This is a genomic window from Pseudomonas sp. CFSAN084952 (genome assembly GCF_009648855.1).
GTDB lineage: Bacteria > Pseudomonadota > Gammaproteobacteria > Pseudomonadales > Pseudomonadaceae > Aquipseudomonas > Aquipseudomonas paracarnis.
Map to the genome: position 1 here is coordinate 2,621,180 of NZ_CP045767.1, position 20,478 is coordinate 2,641,657.

At 62.2% G+C, this 20,478-nt stretch carries 15 protein-coding genes and 2 pseudogenes; 14 read left to right on the forward strand and 3 right to left on the reverse strand.

Annotated features, from left to right (window positions below):
- Positions 1 to 5: 5 nt before the first annotated feature.
- From treZ to GH769_RS29440, 12 genes and pseudogenes are all read left to right on the forward strand, one after another.
- Entirely contained in the window at positions 6 to 1,751 is a 1,746-nt protein-coding gene (treZ, locus tag GH769_RS11740; protein WP_032902419.1) for a malto-oligosyltrehalose trehalohydrolase, read from the forward strand.
- Positions 1,748 to 3,832 (forward strand): 4-alpha-glucanotransferase, encoded by a 2,085-nt coding sequence (gene malQ / locus GH769_RS11745; protein ID WP_032902420.1) that lies wholly within the window; start codon positions 1,748 to 1,750, stop codon positions 3,830 to 3,832. The genes treZ and malQ overlap by 4 nt, the downstream gene beginning before the upstream one ends.
- A complete protein-coding gene (locus GH769_RS11750; protein WP_032902421.1) occupies positions 3,829 to 6,579 on the forward strand; it encodes a malto-oligosyltrehalose synthase in 2,751 nt (916 codons plus the stop codon). Before malQ ends, GH769_RS11750 begins: the two co-directional genes overlap by 4 nt.
- Before the next feature lie 23 nt (positions 6,580 to 6,602).
- Positions 6,603 to 6,872 (forward strand): DUF2934 domain-containing protein, encoded by a 270-nt coding sequence (locus GH769_RS11755; protein ID WP_032902422.1) that lies wholly within the window; start codon positions 6,603 to 6,605, stop codon positions 6,870 to 6,872.
- 121 nt (positions 6,873 to 6,993) lie between these two features.
- A complete protein-coding gene (gene glgX / locus GH769_RS11760) occupies positions 6,994 to 9,153 on the forward strand; it encodes a glycogen debranching protein GlgX (RefSeq protein ID WP_014718610.1) in 2,160 nt (719 codons plus the stop codon).
- A 1-nt stretch (position 9,154) separates the two neighbouring features.
- Entirely contained in the window at positions 9,155 to 10,153 is a 999-nt protein-coding gene (locus GH769_RS11765; RefSeq protein WP_032902423.1) for an acyl-CoA dehydrogenase family protein, read from the forward strand.
- Positions 10,150 to 10,908 (forward strand): PIG-L deacetylase family protein, encoded by a 759-nt coding sequence (locus GH769_RS11770; protein WP_153649767.1) that lies wholly within the window; start codon positions 10,150 to 10,152, stop codon positions 10,906 to 10,908. The genes GH769_RS11765 and GH769_RS11770 overlap by 4 nt, the downstream gene beginning before the upstream one ends.
- Positions 10,905 to 11,504 (forward strand): SAM-dependent methyltransferase, encoded by a 600-nt coding sequence (locus tag GH769_RS11775; RefSeq protein ID WP_032902426.1) that lies wholly within the window; start codon positions 10,905 to 10,907, stop codon positions 11,502 to 11,504. The genes GH769_RS11770 and GH769_RS11775 overlap by 4 nt, the downstream gene beginning before the upstream one ends.
- Positions 11,501 to 12,160, forward strand: coding sequence for a glycosyltransferase family 2 protein (locus GH769_RS11780; RefSeq protein ID WP_014718614.1), 660 nt, complete (start codon positions 11,501 to 11,503; stop codon positions 12,158 to 12,160). The genes GH769_RS11775 and GH769_RS11780 overlap by 4 nt, the downstream gene beginning before the upstream one ends.
- 290 nt (positions 12,161 to 12,450) lie before the next feature.
- Positions 12,451 to 13,212 carry a PIG-L deacetylase family protein gene (locus GH769_RS11785; protein WP_014718615.1) on the forward strand — a complete coding sequence of 254 codons (762 nt, stop codon included), beginning with the start codon at positions 12,451 to 12,453 and terminating at the stop codon, positions 13,210 to 13,212.
- Between the two features lie 212 nt (positions 13,213 to 13,424).
- Positions 13,425 to 15,559, forward strand: a pseudogene (locus GH769_RS11790) (TonB-dependent siderophore receptor).
- Positions 15,560 to 16,537: 978 nt separating this feature from the next.
- On the forward strand, positions 16,538 to 17,230 hold the full coding sequence (locus GH769_RS29440) for a methyl-accepting chemotaxis protein (protein WP_256200705.1): 693 nt from the start codon (positions 16,538 to 16,540) through the stop codon (positions 17,228 to 17,230).
- A 57-nt stretch (positions 17,231 to 17,287) separates the two neighbouring features.
- Here GH769_RS29440 and GH769_RS11800 read toward each other — a convergent pair whose 3' ends face one another.
- Together GH769_RS11800 and GH769_RS11805 are read right to left on the reverse strand one after the other, a co-directional pair.
- Positions 17,288 to 18,193, reverse strand: a complete 906-nt coding sequence (locus GH769_RS11800) for a LysR family transcriptional regulator (protein WP_032902431.1) — start codon at positions 18,191 to 18,193, stop codon at positions 17,288 to 17,290.
- A gap of 68 nt (positions 18,194 to 18,261) precedes the next feature.
- Positions 18,262 to 19,035 carry an SDR family oxidoreductase gene (locus GH769_RS11805; protein ID WP_032902433.1) on the reverse strand — a complete coding sequence of 258 codons (774 nt, stop codon included), beginning with the start codon at positions 19,033 to 19,035 and terminating at the stop codon, positions 18,262 to 18,264.
- Between the two features lie 133 nt (positions 19,036 to 19,168).
- On the opposite strand from GH769_RS11805, the pseudogene GH769_RS29095 reads away from it, so the two are divergent.
- Positions 19,169 to 19,324, forward strand: a pseudogene (locus GH769_RS29095) (VOC family protein); the annotation flags it as partial.
- A gap of 4 nt (positions 19,325 to 19,328) precedes the next feature.
- On the opposite strand, the gene GH769_RS11810 reads toward GH769_RS29095, so the two are convergent.
- Positions 19,329 to 19,994: a TIGR02466 family protein gene (locus GH769_RS11810; protein ID WP_032902435.1), complete on the reverse strand. Its 666-nt coding sequence runs from the start codon at positions 19,992 to 19,994 to the stop codon at positions 19,329 to 19,331.
- A gap of 217 nt (positions 19,995 to 20,211) precedes the next feature.
- Here GH769_RS11810 and GH769_RS11815 point away from each other — a divergent pair, with 217 nt between their 5' ends.
- A complete protein-coding gene (locus tag GH769_RS11815) occupies positions 20,212 to 20,472 on the forward strand; it encodes a DUF6429 family protein (protein ID WP_032902436.1) in 261 nt (86 codons plus the stop codon).
- Positions 20,473 to 20,478 lie beyond the last annotated feature (6 nt).

Consider the following 20,478-nt stretch of genomic DNA (forward strand, 5'->3'; position numbering starts at 1 on the left):
CATAGATGCCGTCAAGGACTCTGGAAACCTGGCCCCACGGCGCAATCATGCTGGACGCGCACCGCACGCGCTTTGCGTTATGGGCGCCAGACGCATTTTATGTCAGCGTTGAATTGGAACAGGGTAAAACCATCGTCATGCTTCCCCAGACCGGTGGTTGGTTCGAAGTCGAAGTCGCGTGCCCTGCCGGCACGCTTTACCGCTTTAATATCGATGGCGAAAATACGGTGCCCGACCCCGCTTCCAGGGCCCAGGCGCTGGATGTGCATGGGTGGAGCCGAGTAGTCGACCCCCTCGCCTATGAATGGCGCCACAGCCAGTGGCAGGGTCGCCCGTGGCACACGGCGGTGATCTACGAACTCCACGTCGGCGCCATGGGCGGCTACGCTGCCGTCGAGAAACACCTGCCCCGCCTGGCTGAACTAGGCGTCACCGCAGTTGAATTGATGCCTTTGGCGCAATTCCCCGGCGAACGCAATTGGGGCTATGACGGCGTGCTGCCCTATGCGCCCCACGCCACCTACGGCACTCCCGAGCAACTCAAGCAACTGATCGACAGTGCCCACGGCCACGGTTTGGCCGTGATCCTCGATGTGGTCTACAACCACTTCGGCCCCGACGGCAATTACCTGGGCCAGTACGCCCAGGGGTTCTTCCAGGAGGACGTGCACACCCCCTGGGGCGCTGGTATTGATTTCGAGCGCCGTGAAGTGCGGGATTTCTTCCTCGATAACGCCCTGATGTGGCTGCTCGAATACCGCTTCGACGGCCTGCGCCTGGATGCCGTGCACGCCATTGACAACCCCGGGTTTCTACAGGAACTGGCACAACGGGTACGCCAGCAGGTGGACGGCGGACGCCACGTGTGGCTGATGCTGGAAAACGAACTGAACCAGGCCAGCCTGTTGCAGCACGATTTCGACGCCCAATGGAATGACGACTTTCATAATGTGCTGCACGTACTGCTCACCGGTGAAACCGACGCTTACTACAGCGATTTTGCCGAGCAGCCCACCGCCAAGCTGGCGCGCTGCCTGGCCGAGGGGTTCATCTACCAGGGCGAAACGACACGCCATGGTCATGCACGGGGCGAACCCAGTGCGGAACTGCCCCCCAGCGCCTTCGTCGCATTCCTGCAGAACCACGACCAGGTTGGCAACCGCGCTCTGGGCGAACGCCTGCACCAGTTGTGTTCGCCCCAGGCCCTGAAAGCCGCGACCGCCCTGCTGCTGCTGTGCCCCATGATCCCGATGCTGTTCATGGGCGACGAAGTAAATGCCGCCGAGCCCTTCCTGTTTTTTACCGACCATCATGGCGAACTGGCCGAGGCGGTGCGTGAGGGGCGGCGCAATGAATTTGCCGACTTCGCGGCGTTTCACGACCCCGAGCAACGCCAGCGCATCCCCGACCCCAACGCGCTGCAAACCTTTTTACAGTCGGTGCCCTCCTTCGTCGAGAACGACCACACCCAGCTCTACCGTCACCTGCTGAGCCTGCGTCACACACACGTGGTGCCGCACTTGCCCGGCACGGTGGCCCTGGGCGCGCAGGTGCTGGCTGACCATGCCGTCACCGCGCGCTGGCGTCTGGGCAACGGCCGTGTGCTGCAGATCGACCTGAACCTGAGTGAACAGCCCCTGGATCATCCGGCACCCCACCCGATTATTTTCCAAACGCCTGCCCAGCAAGGTGCGCACTTACCGCCCTTGAGCGCACGCGTTTGCTTATCCCCTGTTGGAGACATTCTTTGAGCGAAGCGAACCTGGAAATTCTCGCCAGCCGCGCAGGCCTGGCCGTCGATTGGATCGATGCCAACGGTCGCCCGCAGCATGTAAAGCCTGATGCCCTGCGCGCCGTGCTCAAAGGCCTTGGGCACCCGGCCGACAGCGATGCCGAGATCGACGCCAGCCTGCAGCAACTTGAGCAGGCGCAGCAAGACACCCACCTGCCGCCGTTGATGACCACCGACAGTGGCGCGGGCCTGGACCTGGCGCGTTATTTCGCCCCCGATACCCCATGTCGCGTCAGCCTGGAAGGCGGCGGAACCCTGGAACTGCGCCTGGACGGCGAGGCTGTGCTGCCCGGCGTGATCGCCCTGGGCTACCACCAGGTGCATATCGACGGGCAAACCTTCACCCTGGCCGTCGCTCCCAGCCACTGCTACAGCGTGGCCGACGCGGTCGACAGCCAACCCGCTCGTGCCTGGGGCCTCAGCGCCCAACTCTATGCCTTGCGCCGCCTCGGCGATGGCGGTTTTGGCGACACCCTGGCTCTGGAGCACCTGGTGCGTTCCGCCGCCGAGCGCGGCGCCGACGCTGTGGCGATCAGCCCGATGCACGCGATGTTCAGCGCCGACACCGAGCGTTTCAGCCCTTATTCACCCTCCAGCCGCCTGTTTCTCAACAGCCTGTATGCTTCGCCGGCGTGCATCCTCGGTGAACGTGAGGTGCGCAACGCCATCGAAGCTGCCGGGTTGGCTGACGAGTTGCATGCCCTGGAACAGCTCCCGCTGATCGACTGGCCGGCCGCCGCCAAGGCCAAGCAACGCCTGCTGCGCACACTGTATGAAGACTTCCGCCACGGCGCGCATCCCCAGCATGCCGACTTCCAAAGCTTCCGCCAGACCGGCGGCGAAGCCCTGGAAAACCACTGCCGCTTCGAAGCCATACAGGCCCAGCGTGCTGCCGCCGGTGAGGACCTGGACTGGCGCCAATGGCCCGAAGCCTGGCGCACGCCGCAAAGCCCGGCCCTGGCGCAGTTCGCCGAGGAAAACCGCGACGAAATCGGCTATTTCGCCTTCACCCAATGGCTGATCGCCCGTAGCCTTGAGCGCGCGCAACAAGCCGCCCGTGGCAGCGGCATGGGCATCGGCCTGATCGCCGACCTGGCGGTGGGTGCCGATGGCGGCGGTAGCCAGGCCTGGAGCCGTCAAGACGAACTGCTGGCCGACCTGACCGTGGGCGCGCCACCGGACATTCTCAACCGCGCAGGCCAAGGTTGGGGGATCTCTGCCTTTTCCCCAGAGGGCCTCAAGCGCAATGGCTTTCGCGCCTTTATCGAAATGCTGCGAGCCAACTTCGCCCATGCCGGCGGCTTGCGCATCGACCATGTGATGGGCCTGCAACGCCTGTGGGTGATCCCCCTGGGTGCATCACCCCGCGAAGGCGCCTATTTGTATTACCCGGTGGACGACCTGCTGCGTTTGCTCGCCTTGGAATCGCACCGCCACCAGGCCATCGTCCTCGGTGAAGACCTGGGCACCGTGCCTGAGGGCCTGCGCGAAAAGCTCAGCGCCCGCTCGATCCTGGGTATGCGTGTGCTGCTGTTCGAACAGAACCATGACGGCCAGTTCAAGCCCATCCTCGATTGGCCCGACAACGCCTTGGCCACCACCAGTACCCACGACTTGCCGACCCTCAATGGCTGGTGGCACAGCCGCGATATCGAATGGAATATCCAGCTGGGCCTGATCGATGCGCCCACCGTGGACCAATGGAGCGAACACCGCCTGCGCGAACGCCAGGCACTGCGCCAAGCCTTGAGCCAGGACCCGCAGAACTTCATCGATGAGATCCGCAACGACACCGACCATATGATCGACGCCAGCGTGCGCTACCTGGGCCATACCCGCGCGCCCCTGGTGTTGTTGCCCCTGGAAGATGCTTTGGGCATCGAGGAGCAAGCCAACCTGCCGGGCACCCTCGACACCCACCCCAATTGGCGCCGCCGCTTGCCCGGCGAAGCCGCCAGCCTGCTCGACAATGACAGCGCCGCGCGTCGCCTCGAACTGCTGGCCGTGGCGCGCAACCAAGCCTATGAGCGTGACCGATGAACGCACTGCCCCTGCGCGCCACCCAGCGCCTGCAATTTCATAAAGGTTTTACCCTCGATGACGCGGTGCCACTGGTGCCGTACTTTGCCCAACTGGGCATCAGCCACCTGTATGCTTCACCACTGTTAAGCGCCCGCGCAGGCTCCATGCACGGCTACGATGTGGTAGACCCGACCCGCGTCAACCCAGAGCTGGGTGGCGAAGCGGCGTTGCGTCGCCTGGTCAGCGCGCTGCGTGAGCACGACATGGGCTTGATCCTCGATATCGTCTCCAACCATATGGCCGTGGGCGGCGCGGATAACCCTTGGTGGCTCGACCTGCTGGAGTGGGGCCGCCTGAGCCCCTACAGCGAGTTTTTCGACATCCAGTGGCACTCCCCCGACCCGCTGCTCAAGGGCCAGTTGCTGATGCCCTTCCTCGGCAGCGATTACGGCGAAGCCTTGCAGAACGGCACGCTCCCGCTCAAGTTCGATGCCGCCCAGGGGAGTTTCTACGTCGAGCATTACGAACACCGTTTTCCGATTTGCCCCAGGGACTACGGCCTGATCCTGGGCAACGATGAGTTACTCAAACCGCTGGCCGAACGTTTCGCCGCCCTCGCCTATCAGCACGACGCCTACGCCGAAGCCACCACGCTCAAACAAGCCTTGGCCGAACGCGCCAGCGAGCTGCTACCCGCTATTGAACAACGCCTGGCCGCATTCGACAGTCGCCAGCCCGAGGGCTTCGAGCGCCTGCATCACCTGCTGGAACAACAGACTTATCGCCTGGCCAGTTGGCGCACCGCCGCGGACGACATCAACTGGCGGCGCTTCTTCGACGTCAATGAATTGGGCGGCCTGCGGGTCGAACGCACGGCGGTGTTCGAAGCCACCCATGGCAAGATTTTCGAGCTGATCAGCGCTGGGCTGGTCGACGGGCTGCGCATCGACCATATCGACGGCCTGGCTGACCCGCGTGGCTATTGCCGCAAATTGCGTCGGCGTGTGGACGCGCTGTCACCCGAGCGCCACTTGCCGATCTTCGTCGAAAAGATCCTTGGCGAAGGCGAAACTTTGCGTGAAGACTGGCAGGTGGACGGCACTACCGGCTACGAGTTCATGGACCAGTTGTCCTTGCTGCAACACCATCCCGAAGGTTTTGCACCGCTGGCCGAGATGTGGACGCGTCACAGCGAACGGCCTTCAGCCTTCAGCGAAGAAGCGCGGCTGGCGCGCCAGCAGATCCTCAATGGTTCGTTGGGCGGCGACTTCGAAAGCGTGGCCCAGGCGCTGCTGCAAGTGGCCCGCGATGACGTGATGACCCGCGACCTGACCCTGGGCGCCATCCGCCGGGCCCTGCAGGAACTGATTGTGCATTTCCCGGTGTACCGCACCTATATCAGCGCCAAGGGCCGCAGTGCGGCCGACGACAAGGTGTTCCAGCAGGCCATGGAGGGTGCACGCAGTACCCTCAACGAAGGCGACTGGCCGGTGCTCGACCATCTGGAACAATGGTTGGGTGGTCAGCCCTGGCGCAATCGCCCGGTAGGCCGGGCGCGCAAGATGCTCAAGCATGCCTGCGTGCGCTTCCAGCAACTGACCTCGCCCGCCGCCGCCAAGGCTGTGGAAGACACCGCCTTCTATCGTTCGGCGGTGTTGTTGTCGCGCAACGATGTGGGTTTCAGTACCGAGCAATTCAGTGCGCCGTTGGCAGATTTCCATGCGGCCAATCAACAACGCCTGAAGACCTTCCCCGGCAACCTGCTGGCCACCGCCACCCACGACCACAAACGCGGCGAAGACACCCGTGCGCGCCTGGCGGTACTCAGCGAGTGCGCCTCCTGGTATGCCGAACAGGTCGAGCACTGGCGCCGCCTGGCCGAGCCTTTGCGCGAGAGCGCCGAGAGCCCCTCGGCGGGTGATGAACTGATTCTTTATCAGGTGCTGCTGGGCAGTTGGCCGCTGGAGCCCAACCCCGATCTGGAGGCGTACCAGCAACGCCTGTGGCAGTGGCAGCAAAAAGCCCTGCGCGAGGCCAAGTTGCAGAGCAGTTGGAGCGCGCCCAACGAGGCTTACGAACAGGCGGTGGAAGCGTTCCTCAAGCGCCTGCTGCTCAGTGAGGCCGGTGCGCCGCTGCGCAGTGCGTTGGACAGCGCTGCGCAGGCCATCGCCCCCGCCGGCGCCCTGAATGGGCTGGCGCAGACCTTGCTTCATCTGACCGTGCCGGGTGTGCCGGATATTTACCAGGGCGATGAGTTCTGGGACTTCAGCCTGGTCGACCCGGACAACCGGCGCCCGGTGGACTTCGCTGCGCGGCAACGTGCATTGCAGGCACCACCGGACATCGGCGAACTGTTGTTCAACTGGCGCGACGGGCGTATCAAACAGGCAGTGATCGCCCAGGTACTGGGCCTGCGTAAAGCCTGCCCCGAGCTGCTGCGCCATGGCAGCTATACACCGCTGGAAGTGCTGGGCCAGCACGCGGAACGCGTGGTTGCGTTCTACCGTGAACATCAGGGCAGGCAGTTGCTGGTGGTGGTGCCGCGCTGGTCTTATCCGCTGCTTGAAAACGGGATGTTTCCCCAGATCAATGCCCAGGTTTGGGGCGATACGCGGGTGAAATTACCGTTCGCCGCCCCTGCACAAAACTGGAAGGGACTTTTTCAAACGGGCGTAGTCACACCCAACAAGGAGCTGTTGATCAGCGCTGCCCTGGGGGATCTCCCGGTCAATGTCTTTATCAATCCTGATAATCAAGAAAGCTGAAAATTTTCTGTGAGGAGTTTGTGATGAGTAAAGAAGACAAACGCATTCGCGAACTGGCGCATCAGATCTGGGAGTCTGAAGGCAAGCCTGATGGCGCCCATGATCGCCACTGGGAGATGGCGCGCAAGCTGGCGGAAGCCGAGGCGCTGACGCCGAGCAAGCCTAAACCGGCCGCCAAGCCGAAAACCGCGCCCAAGGCTGCGGCAAAGCCCAAACCTGCTGCGCCTGCCGCCGCCAAACCTGCGGCGAAGAAACCCGCCGCCCCGAAGAAGTCCAAACCGCCCGCCCCATGATTTCTCGGGCCTGCAGCACGCATTGCGCGCTGCAGACCCTTTTCCGTCCAAGCCATGCGCTGAAGCACCGTCAGTACGGCGGCGTTCGGCCCAAAAAAAGACCCCTTGCAGGAGCAACTCGATGAGCAAACCCGACAACACCACAGCGACGCCGGTTCATGAGCCGTCGCGGATCCGTGAAGGTTTGCCCTTCCCCCTCGGCGCCACCTGGGATGGCCTGGGTGTGAATTTTGCGCTGTTTTCCGCCAACGCCACCAAGGTGGAGCTGTGCCTGTTTGACGATACCGGCGAGGTTGAGCTGGAACGCATCGAACTGCCCGAATACACCGATGAAATCTTTCATGGCTACCTGCCCGATGCTCACCCCGGGCTGATTTACGGTTATCGCGTATACGGCCCCTATGACCCGGCCAATGGTCATCGCTTCAACCACAACAAGCTGTTGATCGACCCCTACGCCAAGCAACTGGTGGGCGAACTCAAATGGTCCGAAGCGCTGTTTGGCTACACCATCGGCCACCCGGACGACGACCTCAGTTTCGATGAGCGCGATAGTGCGCCCTTCGTGCCCAAGTGCAAGGTCATCGACCCGGCGCACACCTGGGGTAACGACCAACCGGTACGAGTGCCGTGGGACCGCACGATCATCTACGAAACCCACCTGCGCGGCATCAGCATGCGTCATCCTTCGGTCGGCGAGTCGGTGCGGGGGACCTGCGCCGGTTTGATGGAAGATGACGTGCTCAAGCATATCCGTCAGTTGGGCATTTCCTCGGTCGAGCTGTTGCCCGTGCACGCCTTCGTCAACGACCAGCATCTGCTGGAAAAAGGCATGACCAACTATTGGGGCTATAACAGCATTGCGTTCTTCGCCCCTGACCCGCGCTACCTGGCCAGCGGCAAGATCGCCGAGTTCAAGGAGATGGTCGCGCACCTGCATGAGCAGAAGCTGGAAGTGATTCTGGACGTGGTCTACAACCACACTGCCGAAGGCAACGAGCGCGGCCCGACCCTGTCGATGCGCGGCATCGACAACGCCTCCTACTACCGGCTGATGCCCGACGACAAGCGTTTCTACATCAACGATTCCGGCACCGGCAATACCCTGGATCTGAGCCACCCGTGCGTGCTGCAAATGGTCACCGACTCCCTGCGCTACTGGGCCACCGAGATGCACGTGGACGGCTTCCGCTTCGACCTGGCGACCATCCTCGGTCGCTACCGCGACGGGTTCGATGAGCGCCACAGTTTCCTCGTGGCTTGCCGCCAGGACCCGGTGCTGCGCCAGTTGAAACTCATCGCCGAACCCTGGGACTGCGGCCCCGGTGGCTACCAGGTGGGCAACTTCCCACCAGGCTGGGTGGAATGGAACGACCGCTTCCGCGACACCGTGCGTGCGTTCTGGAAAGGCGACGATGGCCAACTCGCCGATTTCGCCGGGCGCATGACCGCCTCGGGCGAGATGTTCAACCACCGCGGGCGCAGGCCGTACAGCTCGGTGAACTTCATCACCGCCCACGACGGCTTCACCCTGCACGACCTGGTGTCGTACAACGACAAACACAATGAGGCCAACGACGAAAACAACCAGGACGGCAGCAATAACAACCTGTCCTGGAACCACGGTGTCGAAGGCCCTACCGACGACCCGGAGATCAACGCGCTGCGCCTGCGCCAGATGCGCAACTTCTTCGCCACTTTGCTGCTCGCCCAAGGCACGCCAATGATCGTCGCCGGGGACGAGTTCGCTCGCACTCAACACGGCAACAACAATGCCTATTGCCAGGACAGCGAGATCGGCTGGGTCAACTGGGACCTGGACGATGACGGCAAGGCCCTGCTCAAGTTCGTCAAGCGCCTGATCAAGCTGCGCCTGGCGTACCCGATCCTGCGGCGCGGGCGTTTCCTGGTGGGCGACTACAACGAAGACATCGGCGTGAAGGACGTCACCTGGCTCGCGCCGGATGGCAACGAAATGACCACCGAGCAATGGGAAGACAGCCAGGGCCGCTGCCTGGGCATGCTGATGGATGGCCGCGCCCAGGAAACCGGGATTCGTCGTGCCGGGGCCGACGCCACGCTGCTGCTGGTGGTCAACGCCCATCACGATCAGGTCAATTTCCGCCTGCCGCCGGTGCCGGAGGGCGAGTTCTGGACATGCCTGCTCGACACCAACGACCCGGCTGTGCGTGGCCAGGAACGCTTTGATTTCGAGCATGAGTACGCGGTCACCGCTCGCTCGCTGCTGCTGTTTGAACTGCAGCACGAAGGCGAGGTGTGAGATGGCGTTGCACGGTTTCCTTCAGGGCTACCGGGGCTACGCCGACACGCAAGCCCTGGGGAATGCGCTGAGGGCCCTTCAAGAGGAAGGCCTTGATCAACTGCCGCTGCCGGGCAGCGGCCATACCCTCGCCCGCCTGAGCCAATTGGCCCAGGTGGCCGGGCATGACCTGCGCCTGTGCAAGTTGTTCGAAGGCCATACCGATGCGCTGGCGATCATTGCCGAACTCGACAGTCCCTTGCCGCCGCTGGGCAGCACCTGGGGCATGTGGGCGGCCGAGCCGCCGACCGCCAAGGTGCGCGTGCGTCGCGACGGGCAGCAATTGCTCGTCGAGGGGCGCAAAGCCTGGTGTTCCGGTGCGGCGGTGGTCAGCCATGGTTTGCTGACGGCCTGGGACGAAGAGGACCGCCAGCAGTTGGTGGCCGTGGCGATGGATCAACCGGGCATCACGGTGACGAATGAGGGTTGGAAGGCGGTGGGCATGGCGGCGACCGGTAGCGTCGACATCCTGTTCAGCGCCGCCAGGGGATTTGCCGTGGGCGGCCCGGGGGACTATCTGTCCCGTCCGGGCTTCTGGCACGGTGGGATCGGCATTGCCGCATGCTGGTACGGCGCGGCACAACGCCTGGGTGAAGTGCTGCGTGCCCAATGTGCCAAGCGTGCGGAGCCTCATGCACTGGCCCACCTCGGCGCGGTCGACAGCGCCTTGAACAGCGCCGCCTGCGTGTTACGCGCCAGCGCCGCGCAGATCGACCGCGAGCCACGCGCCGATGCGCGGCAACTGGCGCAACAGACGCGTGCGTGTATCGAGGACACCGTCGAGCAAGTGATCCAGCATGTGGGCCGTGGGGTCGGCGCCGGGCCGTATTGCAAGGACCCGCACTTTGCCCAGTTGATGGCGGATTTGCCGGTGTATGTGCGGCAAAGCCATGCCGAACGCGACTTGGCCGCCCTCGGCGAACAGCTCGCCGGCGAGCCCACAGGGAGTTGGGCGCTATGAGGCCCAATCCGATTGTTGGCCAGGGCACACCGCTGAGCCACTGGCAAAACAGCGCACGATTGGCCGAGTTGCCCCACATCAGCGTGGCGCAGTTAGTGCCGCCAGGGCATCGAGCGGTGATCGTCGCCCCGCACCCGGATGATGAAGTGCTGGGCAGCGGCGGCTTGCTGCAAGGGTTGGCTGCGCTGGATCGCCCCATCCAGTTGATCTCCGTCACCGACGGCAGCGCCAGCCACCCTGGCTCCCGGCGCTGGCCCGTGGAGCGCCTGAGCGTAGTGCGCCCGCAGGAATCAGCCCAGGCCCTGCATCGCCTTGGCTTGCCGCTGCACAGTTTGAAATGGCTGCGCGGCGGGTTTGCCGACAGCCATGTGGCCGAGCGCGAAACCCAGCTCTGCGAATTTATCCAGCGCCACCTCAAGCCTAACGATGTGGTGTTCGCCACGTGGTGCGAGGATGGGCATTGCGACCATGAGGCCGTGGGCCGCGCCAGCGCCAAGGCAGCCAAGGCCGTCGGCGCAGTGTTGTGTGAACTGCCGGTATGGACCTGGCACTGGGCCACTGCCGGAGACCACAAGGTGCCCTGGCATCGGGCGCGCAAGATCCCGCTGACCGCCGAGCAAGTGGCGCGCAAACGCCATGCGATCCACGCCTTTGCCAGCCAATTGGAGGGCGACCCGCAAATCGGCCTGCCACCGGTGCTGGCGCCCTATGTGGTGGAGCGCTTGCTGCAACCTTTTGAGATGGTGTTCGTATGAGTGTGGCAACCCCCTACTTCGACCAGTTGTTTGCCGGCAATGACGACCCTTGGGCTTTTCGTCAGCGCTGGTACGAACAACGCAAGCGCGCCCTGACCTTGGCCGTGCTGACGCGGCTGCGCTATGCGTCGATATTCGAGCCGGGTTGTGCCAACGGCGAACTGAGTGCCGAGCTGGCGCCGCGTTGCGACCGCCTGCTGTGTTGCGACACCGCCACCGCTGCGATGCGTCTGGCACAGGCGCGGCTGGAGCATTTTCCTCATGCCCGCGTGGAGCAGCGTCGCCTGCCAGAACAATGGCCCGGCGGGCAATTCGAACTGATCGTATTGAGTGAGCTTTGTTATTACCTTGATGTCGATGATTTTAATCGTCTGATCGATTGCGCCCTCGCCGCCTTGACCGCGGACGGGCAAATTCTTGCCTGTCATTGGCGAGTGCCCATTGACGGTTGCCCGCAAACCGCCGAACAGGTGCACGCCGTGCTCCAACAGCGTCTGGGTGTAGCACCATTGGTGCAGTACCAGGACCCGGATTTCCTGCTCAACCTGTGGAGCCTCGATGGCACCTCGGTCGCTCGCCACGAGGGTTTACGATGATCGGTATTCTGATCCCGGCACATAACGAAGAAGCCCTATTGGATGATTGCCTGAGAGCTGCGCGGATCGCCGCCAACCACCCGGGCTTGCTGGGTGAAGCGGTACAGATTCTGGTAGTACTCGACAGTTGCAGCGATGCCAGCGCGGCGATTGCCCAGGCCCACGAGGTGCATTGCCTGCACGTGCAGGCCCGCAACGTCGGGCACGCCCGCGGCGTGGGTGCAGGGTACTTGCTGGAGCAAGGCGCGCGGTGGATTTCCTGCACCGACGCCGACAGCCGTGTCGCCCCTGACTGGTTGGTGGCCCAACTGGCCCAAGGTTGCGACGCGGTGTGCGGCACAGTCACCGTGGACGCCTGGAGCGAAGGCTTCGACCCGGCCGCGCAGATTCGCTATCAGCAGGCCTACCAGGCCCACGACGGGCATCGGCATATCCACGGTGCCAACCTGGGCGTGAGTGCCCGCGCCTACGTAGAGGCCGGTGGGTTTGAACCGCTGGAATGCCACGAGGATGTACAACTGGTACGTGAATTGGAGCGTTGCGGTGCCTCCATTGCCTGGAGCCATGCGCCGCAAGTGGTGACCAGTGCGCGACTGGATTGCCGGGCTGAGGGTGGGTTCGGTGATTACTTGAAGAGCTTGATGCGGGCTGGGTAAAAACAAAATCGCAGGCAAGCCAGCTCCCGCAGGGATCCATGCCAGGCGCAGATTTTGTGGGCAACATAGACCCTCTGTGGGAGCTGGCTTGCCTGCGATGACGTCAGCCCAGCAAACATCGCATCAAAGTTGTGCAGATACCCATGCCTGTCTATGCTCCTAACGCCTCGCACAGCATTCCAGTATTGGCATGCCACGCACTCACCTCAGCGGAGCCTGCGGTGAAGACAAGAGCGTCGTTCCGTCAACGGAGCACGACCCGGTATCAACCGACAAGGATGTGACACCCCATGAAGCCTGCCTCCTTAAGCGAAGGCCGTCGCGGCCCCGCGCAAATCTGGAACACTGCGCCGCAGTTGGCGCAAACCCCCATCATCTCCCTGAACACCCTGGTACCGCCCGGCGCTCGCGTCGTGGTAATCGCACCCCATCCTGGCGATGAAGTGCTGGCGTGCGGCGGTTTGCTGCAACTGCTCAGCACCCACGAGCATCCGCTGCAATTGATCTCCATCACCGACGGCAGCGCCAGCCATCCCGGCTCTCAAGTATGGCCGGCCAGCCGTTTGAGCGTGGTGCGCCCCCAGGAAAGCGCCGAGGCCCTGCGCCGACTGGGCATGCCCTTGCACAGCCTGAAATGGATTCGTGGCGGATTTTGTGACGACGCCCTGGCCGCCCGTGAATCGCCGATGAGCCAATTCATCGCGCGCTACCTGCAACCCGGCGACGTGGTGTTTACCACCTGGCGCAACGACGGCAATGACGACCACGATGCCGTCGGCCGCGCGAGTGCCAGGGCGTGCAGCCTGGTAGGTGCCCAACTGTATGAACTGCCGATCTGGGCTTGGCATTGGCCGGCCCGGGAAAGCGCGGTAATGCCCTGGCAGCGTGCACGCAAGGTCCGCCTGGATACCTGGACCGTCGCGCGCAAGCTGCACGCCGCCCACGCCTACGCCAGCCAATTGGTGGGTGACCCGCAGATCGGCTTACCACCGATGCTCGCGCAGATATTGCTGGAGCGCATGCGCGAGCCCTACGAAATCCTGTTCACCTGACCACCACCCTGTAGGAGCGAGCTTGCTCGCGAAAAACCTCAACGATAACGCGGGCTTACTGAATTAACGCGGCGCTTGCGCGTCTTTCGCGAGCAATCGCGCTCCTACAAACGTTGGGCTTTTCCCTACAGACTCAATCTGCCAAACTGATGCGAATAATTATCAACAGATTTACTATTCGCCACGGAAGGCACTTGGGGAGCCCTACTTTCATGTTTGTGCAACAACGCGGCGGCAACGTTTTTACACCCAGTCTGATGGCAATCACTATCGCTTTAGCAACCTCCAATGCGGCCATTGCCGCCGACGCACCGGCCACCATCGAGCTGGGCGCTACCGAGGTTTCGGGCCAACAGCTTGGCGCAACCACCGAAGGCAGCGAGTCGTACACCACCGGCTCGATGAAGACCGCGACCAAACTGCCGCTGACCTTGCGCGAAACCCCGCAGGCCGTCACCGTGATCACGCGCCAGCGCATGGATGACCAGGCCATGACCAGCATCAACGACGTGGTCAACGCCACGCCGGGGCTGTTCCTCAATTACTCCAACGGCCCTGGGCGACAAGGCTTTACCGCACGCGGTTTCGATATCGACAACCTCATGTATGACGGTATTCCCAGCGGCTACAACGGTGCGTCGGTAGGCGCCCAGCCGAACCTGGCGATGTTCGACCGCGTCGAAGTGGTGCGCGGCGCTACCGGCCTGGTGACCGGCGCAGGCAACCCTTCGGCCGCCATCAACCTGATCCGCAAGCGGCCACTGGATGAGCAGAAAGTCACGCTCACCGGCGCCGTCGGCAGCTGGGACGACTACCGTGGCGAGTTCGACGCCTCCAGCCCACTCAATGACAGTGGCACCTGGCGCGGCCGTGTCGTCACCTCTTACCGCGATGCCAACAGTTTTATCGACAAGGCCGAGCAGGATCATGGCCTTTTCTATGCCGTCACCGAAGCCGACCTGAGCGAAGACACCACCCTGACCCTCGGTTACTCGAACCAGAAGGACAAGACCAACTACTTCTGGGGCGCTTCGATGGTCGGCCTGGATGGACGCCACCTGGGCCTGTCGCGCTCTTACAACCCAGGCACCGACTGGGAAAACAAGGACCAGGAAATCAACACCGTGTTCGCAGAGCTGCGCCAGCGCCTGGCCAACGACTGGAGCCTGCAGGTCAACGCCAACTACGCCGAACAGAACGCCTTGTTCTCCGGCTCCTACCAATCGACACCCTGGCCCGCACGGTGTACCAGGCCACCTACGATGAAAACCAGGCCGGGCTCGACGCCTTTGCCAGCGGCCCGTTCGAGGCGTTCGGCCGCACCCATGAACTGGTGGTGGGCGCCAGCAAGCGCATCTACGACATGACCACCCACAACTACAGCCCGTACGACCTCAACTGGCCGATCAATGCGGGCAAACCGAACTTCACCCGCACCAACAACGTTCGCGAAGTCACCACCCAGGACGGTTTCTACCTGACCAGCCGCCTGAGCCTGGCCGACCCGCTGAAGCTGATCCTCGGCGCTCGCCTGGACTGGTACGACTACGACAACCGTGATGCCGCTGGCGACTACAAGGTCACCCGCAACCTCACCCGCTACGCCGGCCTGATCTACGATCTGGACGACCAGCATTCGGTTTATGTGAGTTACAGCGACATCTTCACGCCGCAAAAAGACAAGAGCACAGCCGGCACTCCGCTCAAACCCATCGTCGGTAAAAATTATGAGGTGGGCGTCAAAGGCGAATACTTCGGTGGCACGTTGAATGCCAGCGTAGCGCTGTTCCGTGTCGACCAGGAAAACCGCGCCGTGGCCGTGGTGGTGCCCAACTGCCCGCAGGCGTCCTGTGCCGAGGCCTCGGGCGAAATCCGCAGCCAGGGTATCGACCTCGAACTGCAAGGCGCCTTGACCGAAAACTGGCAGGTCGGCGGCGGCTATACCTATGCGCGCACTCACACCATCAAGGACGACGCCAACCCGCAGAAGGTCAACAAGCAGTTCGATACCGACATCCCGGAACATCTGTTCAAAGTGACCACCCGCTATAACTTCCAGGGCCCGCTGGAAAAACTCCGCGTCGGCGGTAATATCTCCTGGCAGAGCCGCATGTACAACGACATCAAGCTAGCGGATGGCAGCAACTACCGGCTCCAGCAAGGCGGCTACGCCGTCACTGACTTGATGGCAGGCTACCGGGTCAATCAGCACCTGGATTTGCAACTCAACGCCAACAACATCTTTGATCGCCACTACTACCAGTCCATCTCCAACTCAGTGACTTATGGCGGCGACTCCTATGGCAGCCCCCGCAACATGATGTTGACTGCCAAGTACAGTTTCTGAGCCTCATGCCCACCTCGGCTGCCCGCTCGGGCAGCCGTTCTTAAAGTCCCGCGCCCGCGTGCCGATAACGCGTGGGTAACCGGCAACAATCCTGAACATCTGCTTCACTCCACAGCGGCGCGCCTGTATGGCACACCGCGTGCTTGCTTGACCTCGACGCCCCCTCTCATGGAGTAAGAGTGAATGCCCGTCCGTTTTCTCGAGCACTATCGCAAGGCCGACCGCATCATGCTGGCATTGATCTGGCTGATGTGCCTGTTCTCCCTCGGCCTGGCGTTCTGGCACGACACCCTCATGCAGGCCGTGATCGTCGGTGGCGGCACCGGCGTGGTGCTCACGGCGCTGTATCGCGTCATTGGCGGCACCCGGGTGATGCGCTGTGCACTGGGCGCCGGCTTGATGGTGATGGCGGCGTTGCACATCAACCAGGCACACGGGGTGATCGAATCCCACTTCGGTATTTTCGCGCTGTTGGCGGTGCTGACCTTCTACCGTGACTGGCTGCCGATCCTGGTGGCGGCACTGACCATCGCGGTGCATCACGTGGTGTTCCATGCCTTGCAACACCAGGGCTTGCCGGTGTTTGTGATGGAGCATCACGGCGGCTGGACCATGGTGTTCGTTCACGCCTTCTATGTGGTGATGGAGACCGTCGCCCTGCTCTACCTGGCCGTCCATAGCCAGGCCGAAGCGGTGGAGAGCCAGGAAATGCTTGAGAAGATGCTCGCCGTTACCTCGCAGTTCACCGTGGAAACCGCCCAAGGTGAAGGCAAGGCCCACGTATCCCTCGCCAAGCGTTTCGACCACTTCCTGCAGCAACTCACCCACCTGATCGACGGCGTCGCTCGCGACTCCCATGGCCTGGGCCAGCTCGGCCAGGAACTGGCCAGCGCCAGCGGCACCCTGGAAAAAGGCGCACGGCATCAACTGGCGCAGATCGGCGAAATGACCGGTTCGATGCAGCGCATGGAAGACGCCATGGGCCACATTACGGTGCAGGTCGAACAGGCAGTGGAACATGCAGGCCAGGCCAGCCAGCAGATTGTGCGCGGCCAGGAAAGCGTCGGCCGCGCCCAGCATGAAATCAGCCAACTGGCTTCGCGTATCAACGGCACGGAGTCGACCGTGGAATCCCTGGCGGTGCAGGCAGAGCAAATCGGCTCGGTGCTGGACGTGATCAGCAGCATCGCCAACCAGACCAACCTGCTGGCCCTCAACGCCGCCATCGAGGCCGCCCGCGCCGGCGAGCAAGGCCGTGGCTTTGCCGTGGTTGCCGATGAAGTGCGCAGCCTGGCCCAGCGCACCGCCCTCTCCACCCAGGAAATCAAGAGCATCATCGAGGGCCTGCAACACGGCAGCCGCCAAGCCGTCGAAGCCATGCACGCCAGCCGCGAAGGCGTAGAGCGCTGCGTGGCAGACAGCCAAGAGGCGGTGGACATGCTACGGGCGGTGGGCGAGGACATCGCGCACATCGACCAACTCAACGGCCACATCGTCACCACCACCCGCGAGCAGACCTCGGCCAACCTGGAGATCGTCGAGCGCTTGCAGTCGGTGCAAAGCATCGCCCAGAACACCGCCGACGACGTCGAGACACTCGCCCGCAGCAGCGAACGCCTGCCACCGATCGCGGTGCGGCTGGATGCGTTGGGGCGCAGGTTTCATCCTTGAACCCAATCCGAAACACGGCGAGTCAAAGAGAATAGGTGGATATACCGCTGGAGTGCATCAAGGTTCCAGATGCGGAGCCATCAAAGCGGCAAACCAATCGATGAACGCGCCAAGGCGACGAGAGCGTTGGCGGCGAGTCGGGTACAGGGCTGAAACGCACATGGGGGCCGGCCGATAGGCCGTCATCACCTCAACCAATTCGCCGCTGTCCAATAAATGCTGAACATCGAACAACGGCACCTGAATCAAGCCAAGCCCTGCACAGCATCCTGCAATATAGCTTTCGGCATTGTTGACCACCACGCGGCTCGGCATCATGACAGCCTGCGCGGTGCCATCGACGCAATATTCCCACGCCGTTTCCTGACCGCCTGCGCTCGTGCTGTAGCCGATACAGACATGCCGGTTTTGCAGATCGCAAGGCTGTGTGGGCACCCCGAATTCCGCCAAGTAGGCGGGGCTCGCGCAATTGACCAGCAACACCTTGCCCAACGGTTTCACCACCAGGCTGCTGTTCTGCGGGGTGCCAAAACGAATGACACAGTCCACGCCTTCCTGTACCAGATCAATGGCGCGATCGGTGGAGCCCAGGCCGAGTTGGAGCCCAGGGTAGCGGCGGAGAAACTCGCCCAACGCAGGCATCACCAGGCGCCGCGCTATGCGGCTGGGCACGTCCACTTCCAGACGGCCCATGACCTGTTCCTGATGGCGGTTAAACAGTTGGTCGATATCATCGATGTCCAGCAAGACCTGGCGCGCCTTCAGCAGTAACTGGGTGCCATCGGCGGTCAGGGAGACCTTGCGGGTTGTCCGGTGCAGCAGTCGAGTGCCGGCATTGGCCTCCAGCTGTTGAATGGCGGCCGACACGCTCGCGCGTGGCAGCCTCATCAGCCGTGCCGCTTGTATAAAACTGCCAAGCTCTGCGACCTGAACGAAGACGCGGTACTGTTCGATTCTATCCATGGGCTCTCAATGCTCGGGGGGCACGGATCGATCGGCGCTCACCACGTCTGCGCCAGCGCGTTAACCGTTTACTTGGTGGTGTAGCCGCCATTGATCAAAATTGTCTGGCCCGTCACCCACCACCCGTCACTGACCAGGTTACGGATGAACGGGACCACATCCTCGATATCTGTCAGGCCCGTGCGCGAGAACGGCGACAGCGCAGCAGCCGTCTTGTGGTAACTGACCGCATCCTCACCTTCGGCCGGGTAGAAGAACGGCGTGTCCATGGGACCCGGCCCTACTGCCGTGACCGAAATCCCCCGAACGCCCAGCTCCTTCGCCGCCGCCCGCGTGAATTGCTCTACCGGCGCCTTGCTGCCGGCATACGCCGCGTAGAAGGGGGTGAAAGCGCCCAGCAATGAAGTGACGATAGTGCAGATCTTGCCATTGTCATTGAGGTGCTTGCCGGCTTCCTTGATAAAAAAGAACGCAGTCTTGGAATTGACGGCCATCATCTCGTCGTACTCCGCCTCCGTGATTTCAGCCATTGGCTTTTTCAGCACCTTGCCCACGGTATTGATCGCGATGTCCGGCCTGCCAACTGCCGCGACGGCATCATTGAAGAGTTTTTCCATCGCCCCCGCCGTGGTCAAGTCCGCTTGCAAAGCGACAGCCTTCGCGCCTAGCGCCTCGATTGCGGCAACGGTTGCGTTCGCGTCAGCCTGGCTAGAGGCGCTGTTGTAGTGCACGACCACAGCCTTGGCGCCATGCTTGGCCAGATCGCGGGCGATCAACCCTCCGAGGTTCTTCGCACCACCCGCGATCAGTGCAACCTTGCCGTTGATTGAATGATTAGGCATGACAACATTCCTTTAATTGGGAGAAGTACGCCGCCATTCTAGAGTGCCCCTCGACAAAGATAAGCACACCTTGGCTGGATGCAGTGTTCAGAGATATTGCCTAATCACAAAGGCCCTATCGGTGAATGAAAAGTACGCAGATAACTTGGACAGTGTGCAGCAGCGGCTTCAACAGCTGGGTGCGGTGATAACCCGCCAGACATTTTCGTTTCCCGGTGGCAGCCGGTTCCACTTCACCGATCCGGATGGGTATGAGTTAGCGGTGTGGAGTGTTGCATCGCTGACTTGAGCGTTCAGGCACCAAAATTGAAGGCAATGGAGATTCGCGGCCGTGTGCCTTCAAAGCGGCGTACCGAATGCATCAACCACGACGGAAACATCACGAATGTGCCCGTGGCGGCGGCGCAGGTGCTGCTGAACCCAGCAGTCAGGCAGTCTTCTACTCGCATGCGCAGGGCCGGGTTATAGGTCGAAGCCACCATGCCGCGCGGGTCCAGGAACTCCAGGTCGCCGCCCACCGCCGGGTCATCCTCGCGGCCACCGGCATCGACCCAATAAACACCGGACCAAAACGCCCCAGGGTGGCCGTGAAGTGCATTGCTGTGGCCCGCCTCATTCACGTTGACCCAGGCGTTCACCTTCCACTCGAAGCCGGGCTCGATGAACCCATATTGCTCGCTGTGCACGACGGTCATTTGGGTGGCGAACTGCGTGGCAAACCTCACCAGGGCTTCACAGGCCTCCCCGCCCCACTGCGCAAAATCACCGGCCGACTGCCAACCTCCGGCATTGCTGCGCTGCGTGCCGTAAACGTCGTCTGCCATGCGCTGGGCAATCTGGGCCTTGAGCTCAGTATTCAGCCTTTTCGCGTCGGGAAACTGAATGCTGGCCAATGGGCTTGGAAACAGCCGGCGGATGTTGATGAGCTGCGGGTCCAGTGGGTGTTCAAGGAACTGCATCGACGTTCTACCAAGCTGTGTAAGTCACTGAAAAACATACCGAATAGACGCAGTGACCGGTGTAAACCTTTGTTAAAAACTTGAGGGTTATTGATAGGTGTCGGCAAGTCGGCTAAAAAAGCTTTTGCAATCGCTCAAGCACGTGACTGCATGCATTCTTGAACCGCAAGGCCCCGAGGCTCGACAGGGTCTGTGTAATCCAAGCGGAGTACCCATTATGGAATACGACGAAAAACTGATTGAGGAAGCCGTACTTGCCCTGCTGACCACCTTCAGCTTTGATAACGGCAACTCATGGAAAGGCCACGACTTTCAAATAATGAACCGGCTTCACGAGCAAGGTTTTATCAGTAATCCGGTGAACAAAAACAAGTCCATTTGGCTGACGCAGGAAGGCTTGGAACGGGGCCGGCAAATCGCCGATCGGTTATTTGCCGCAACCCCTGAGGCCAAGCGTTCATCCAATCCGGACACCTGAAGCGCT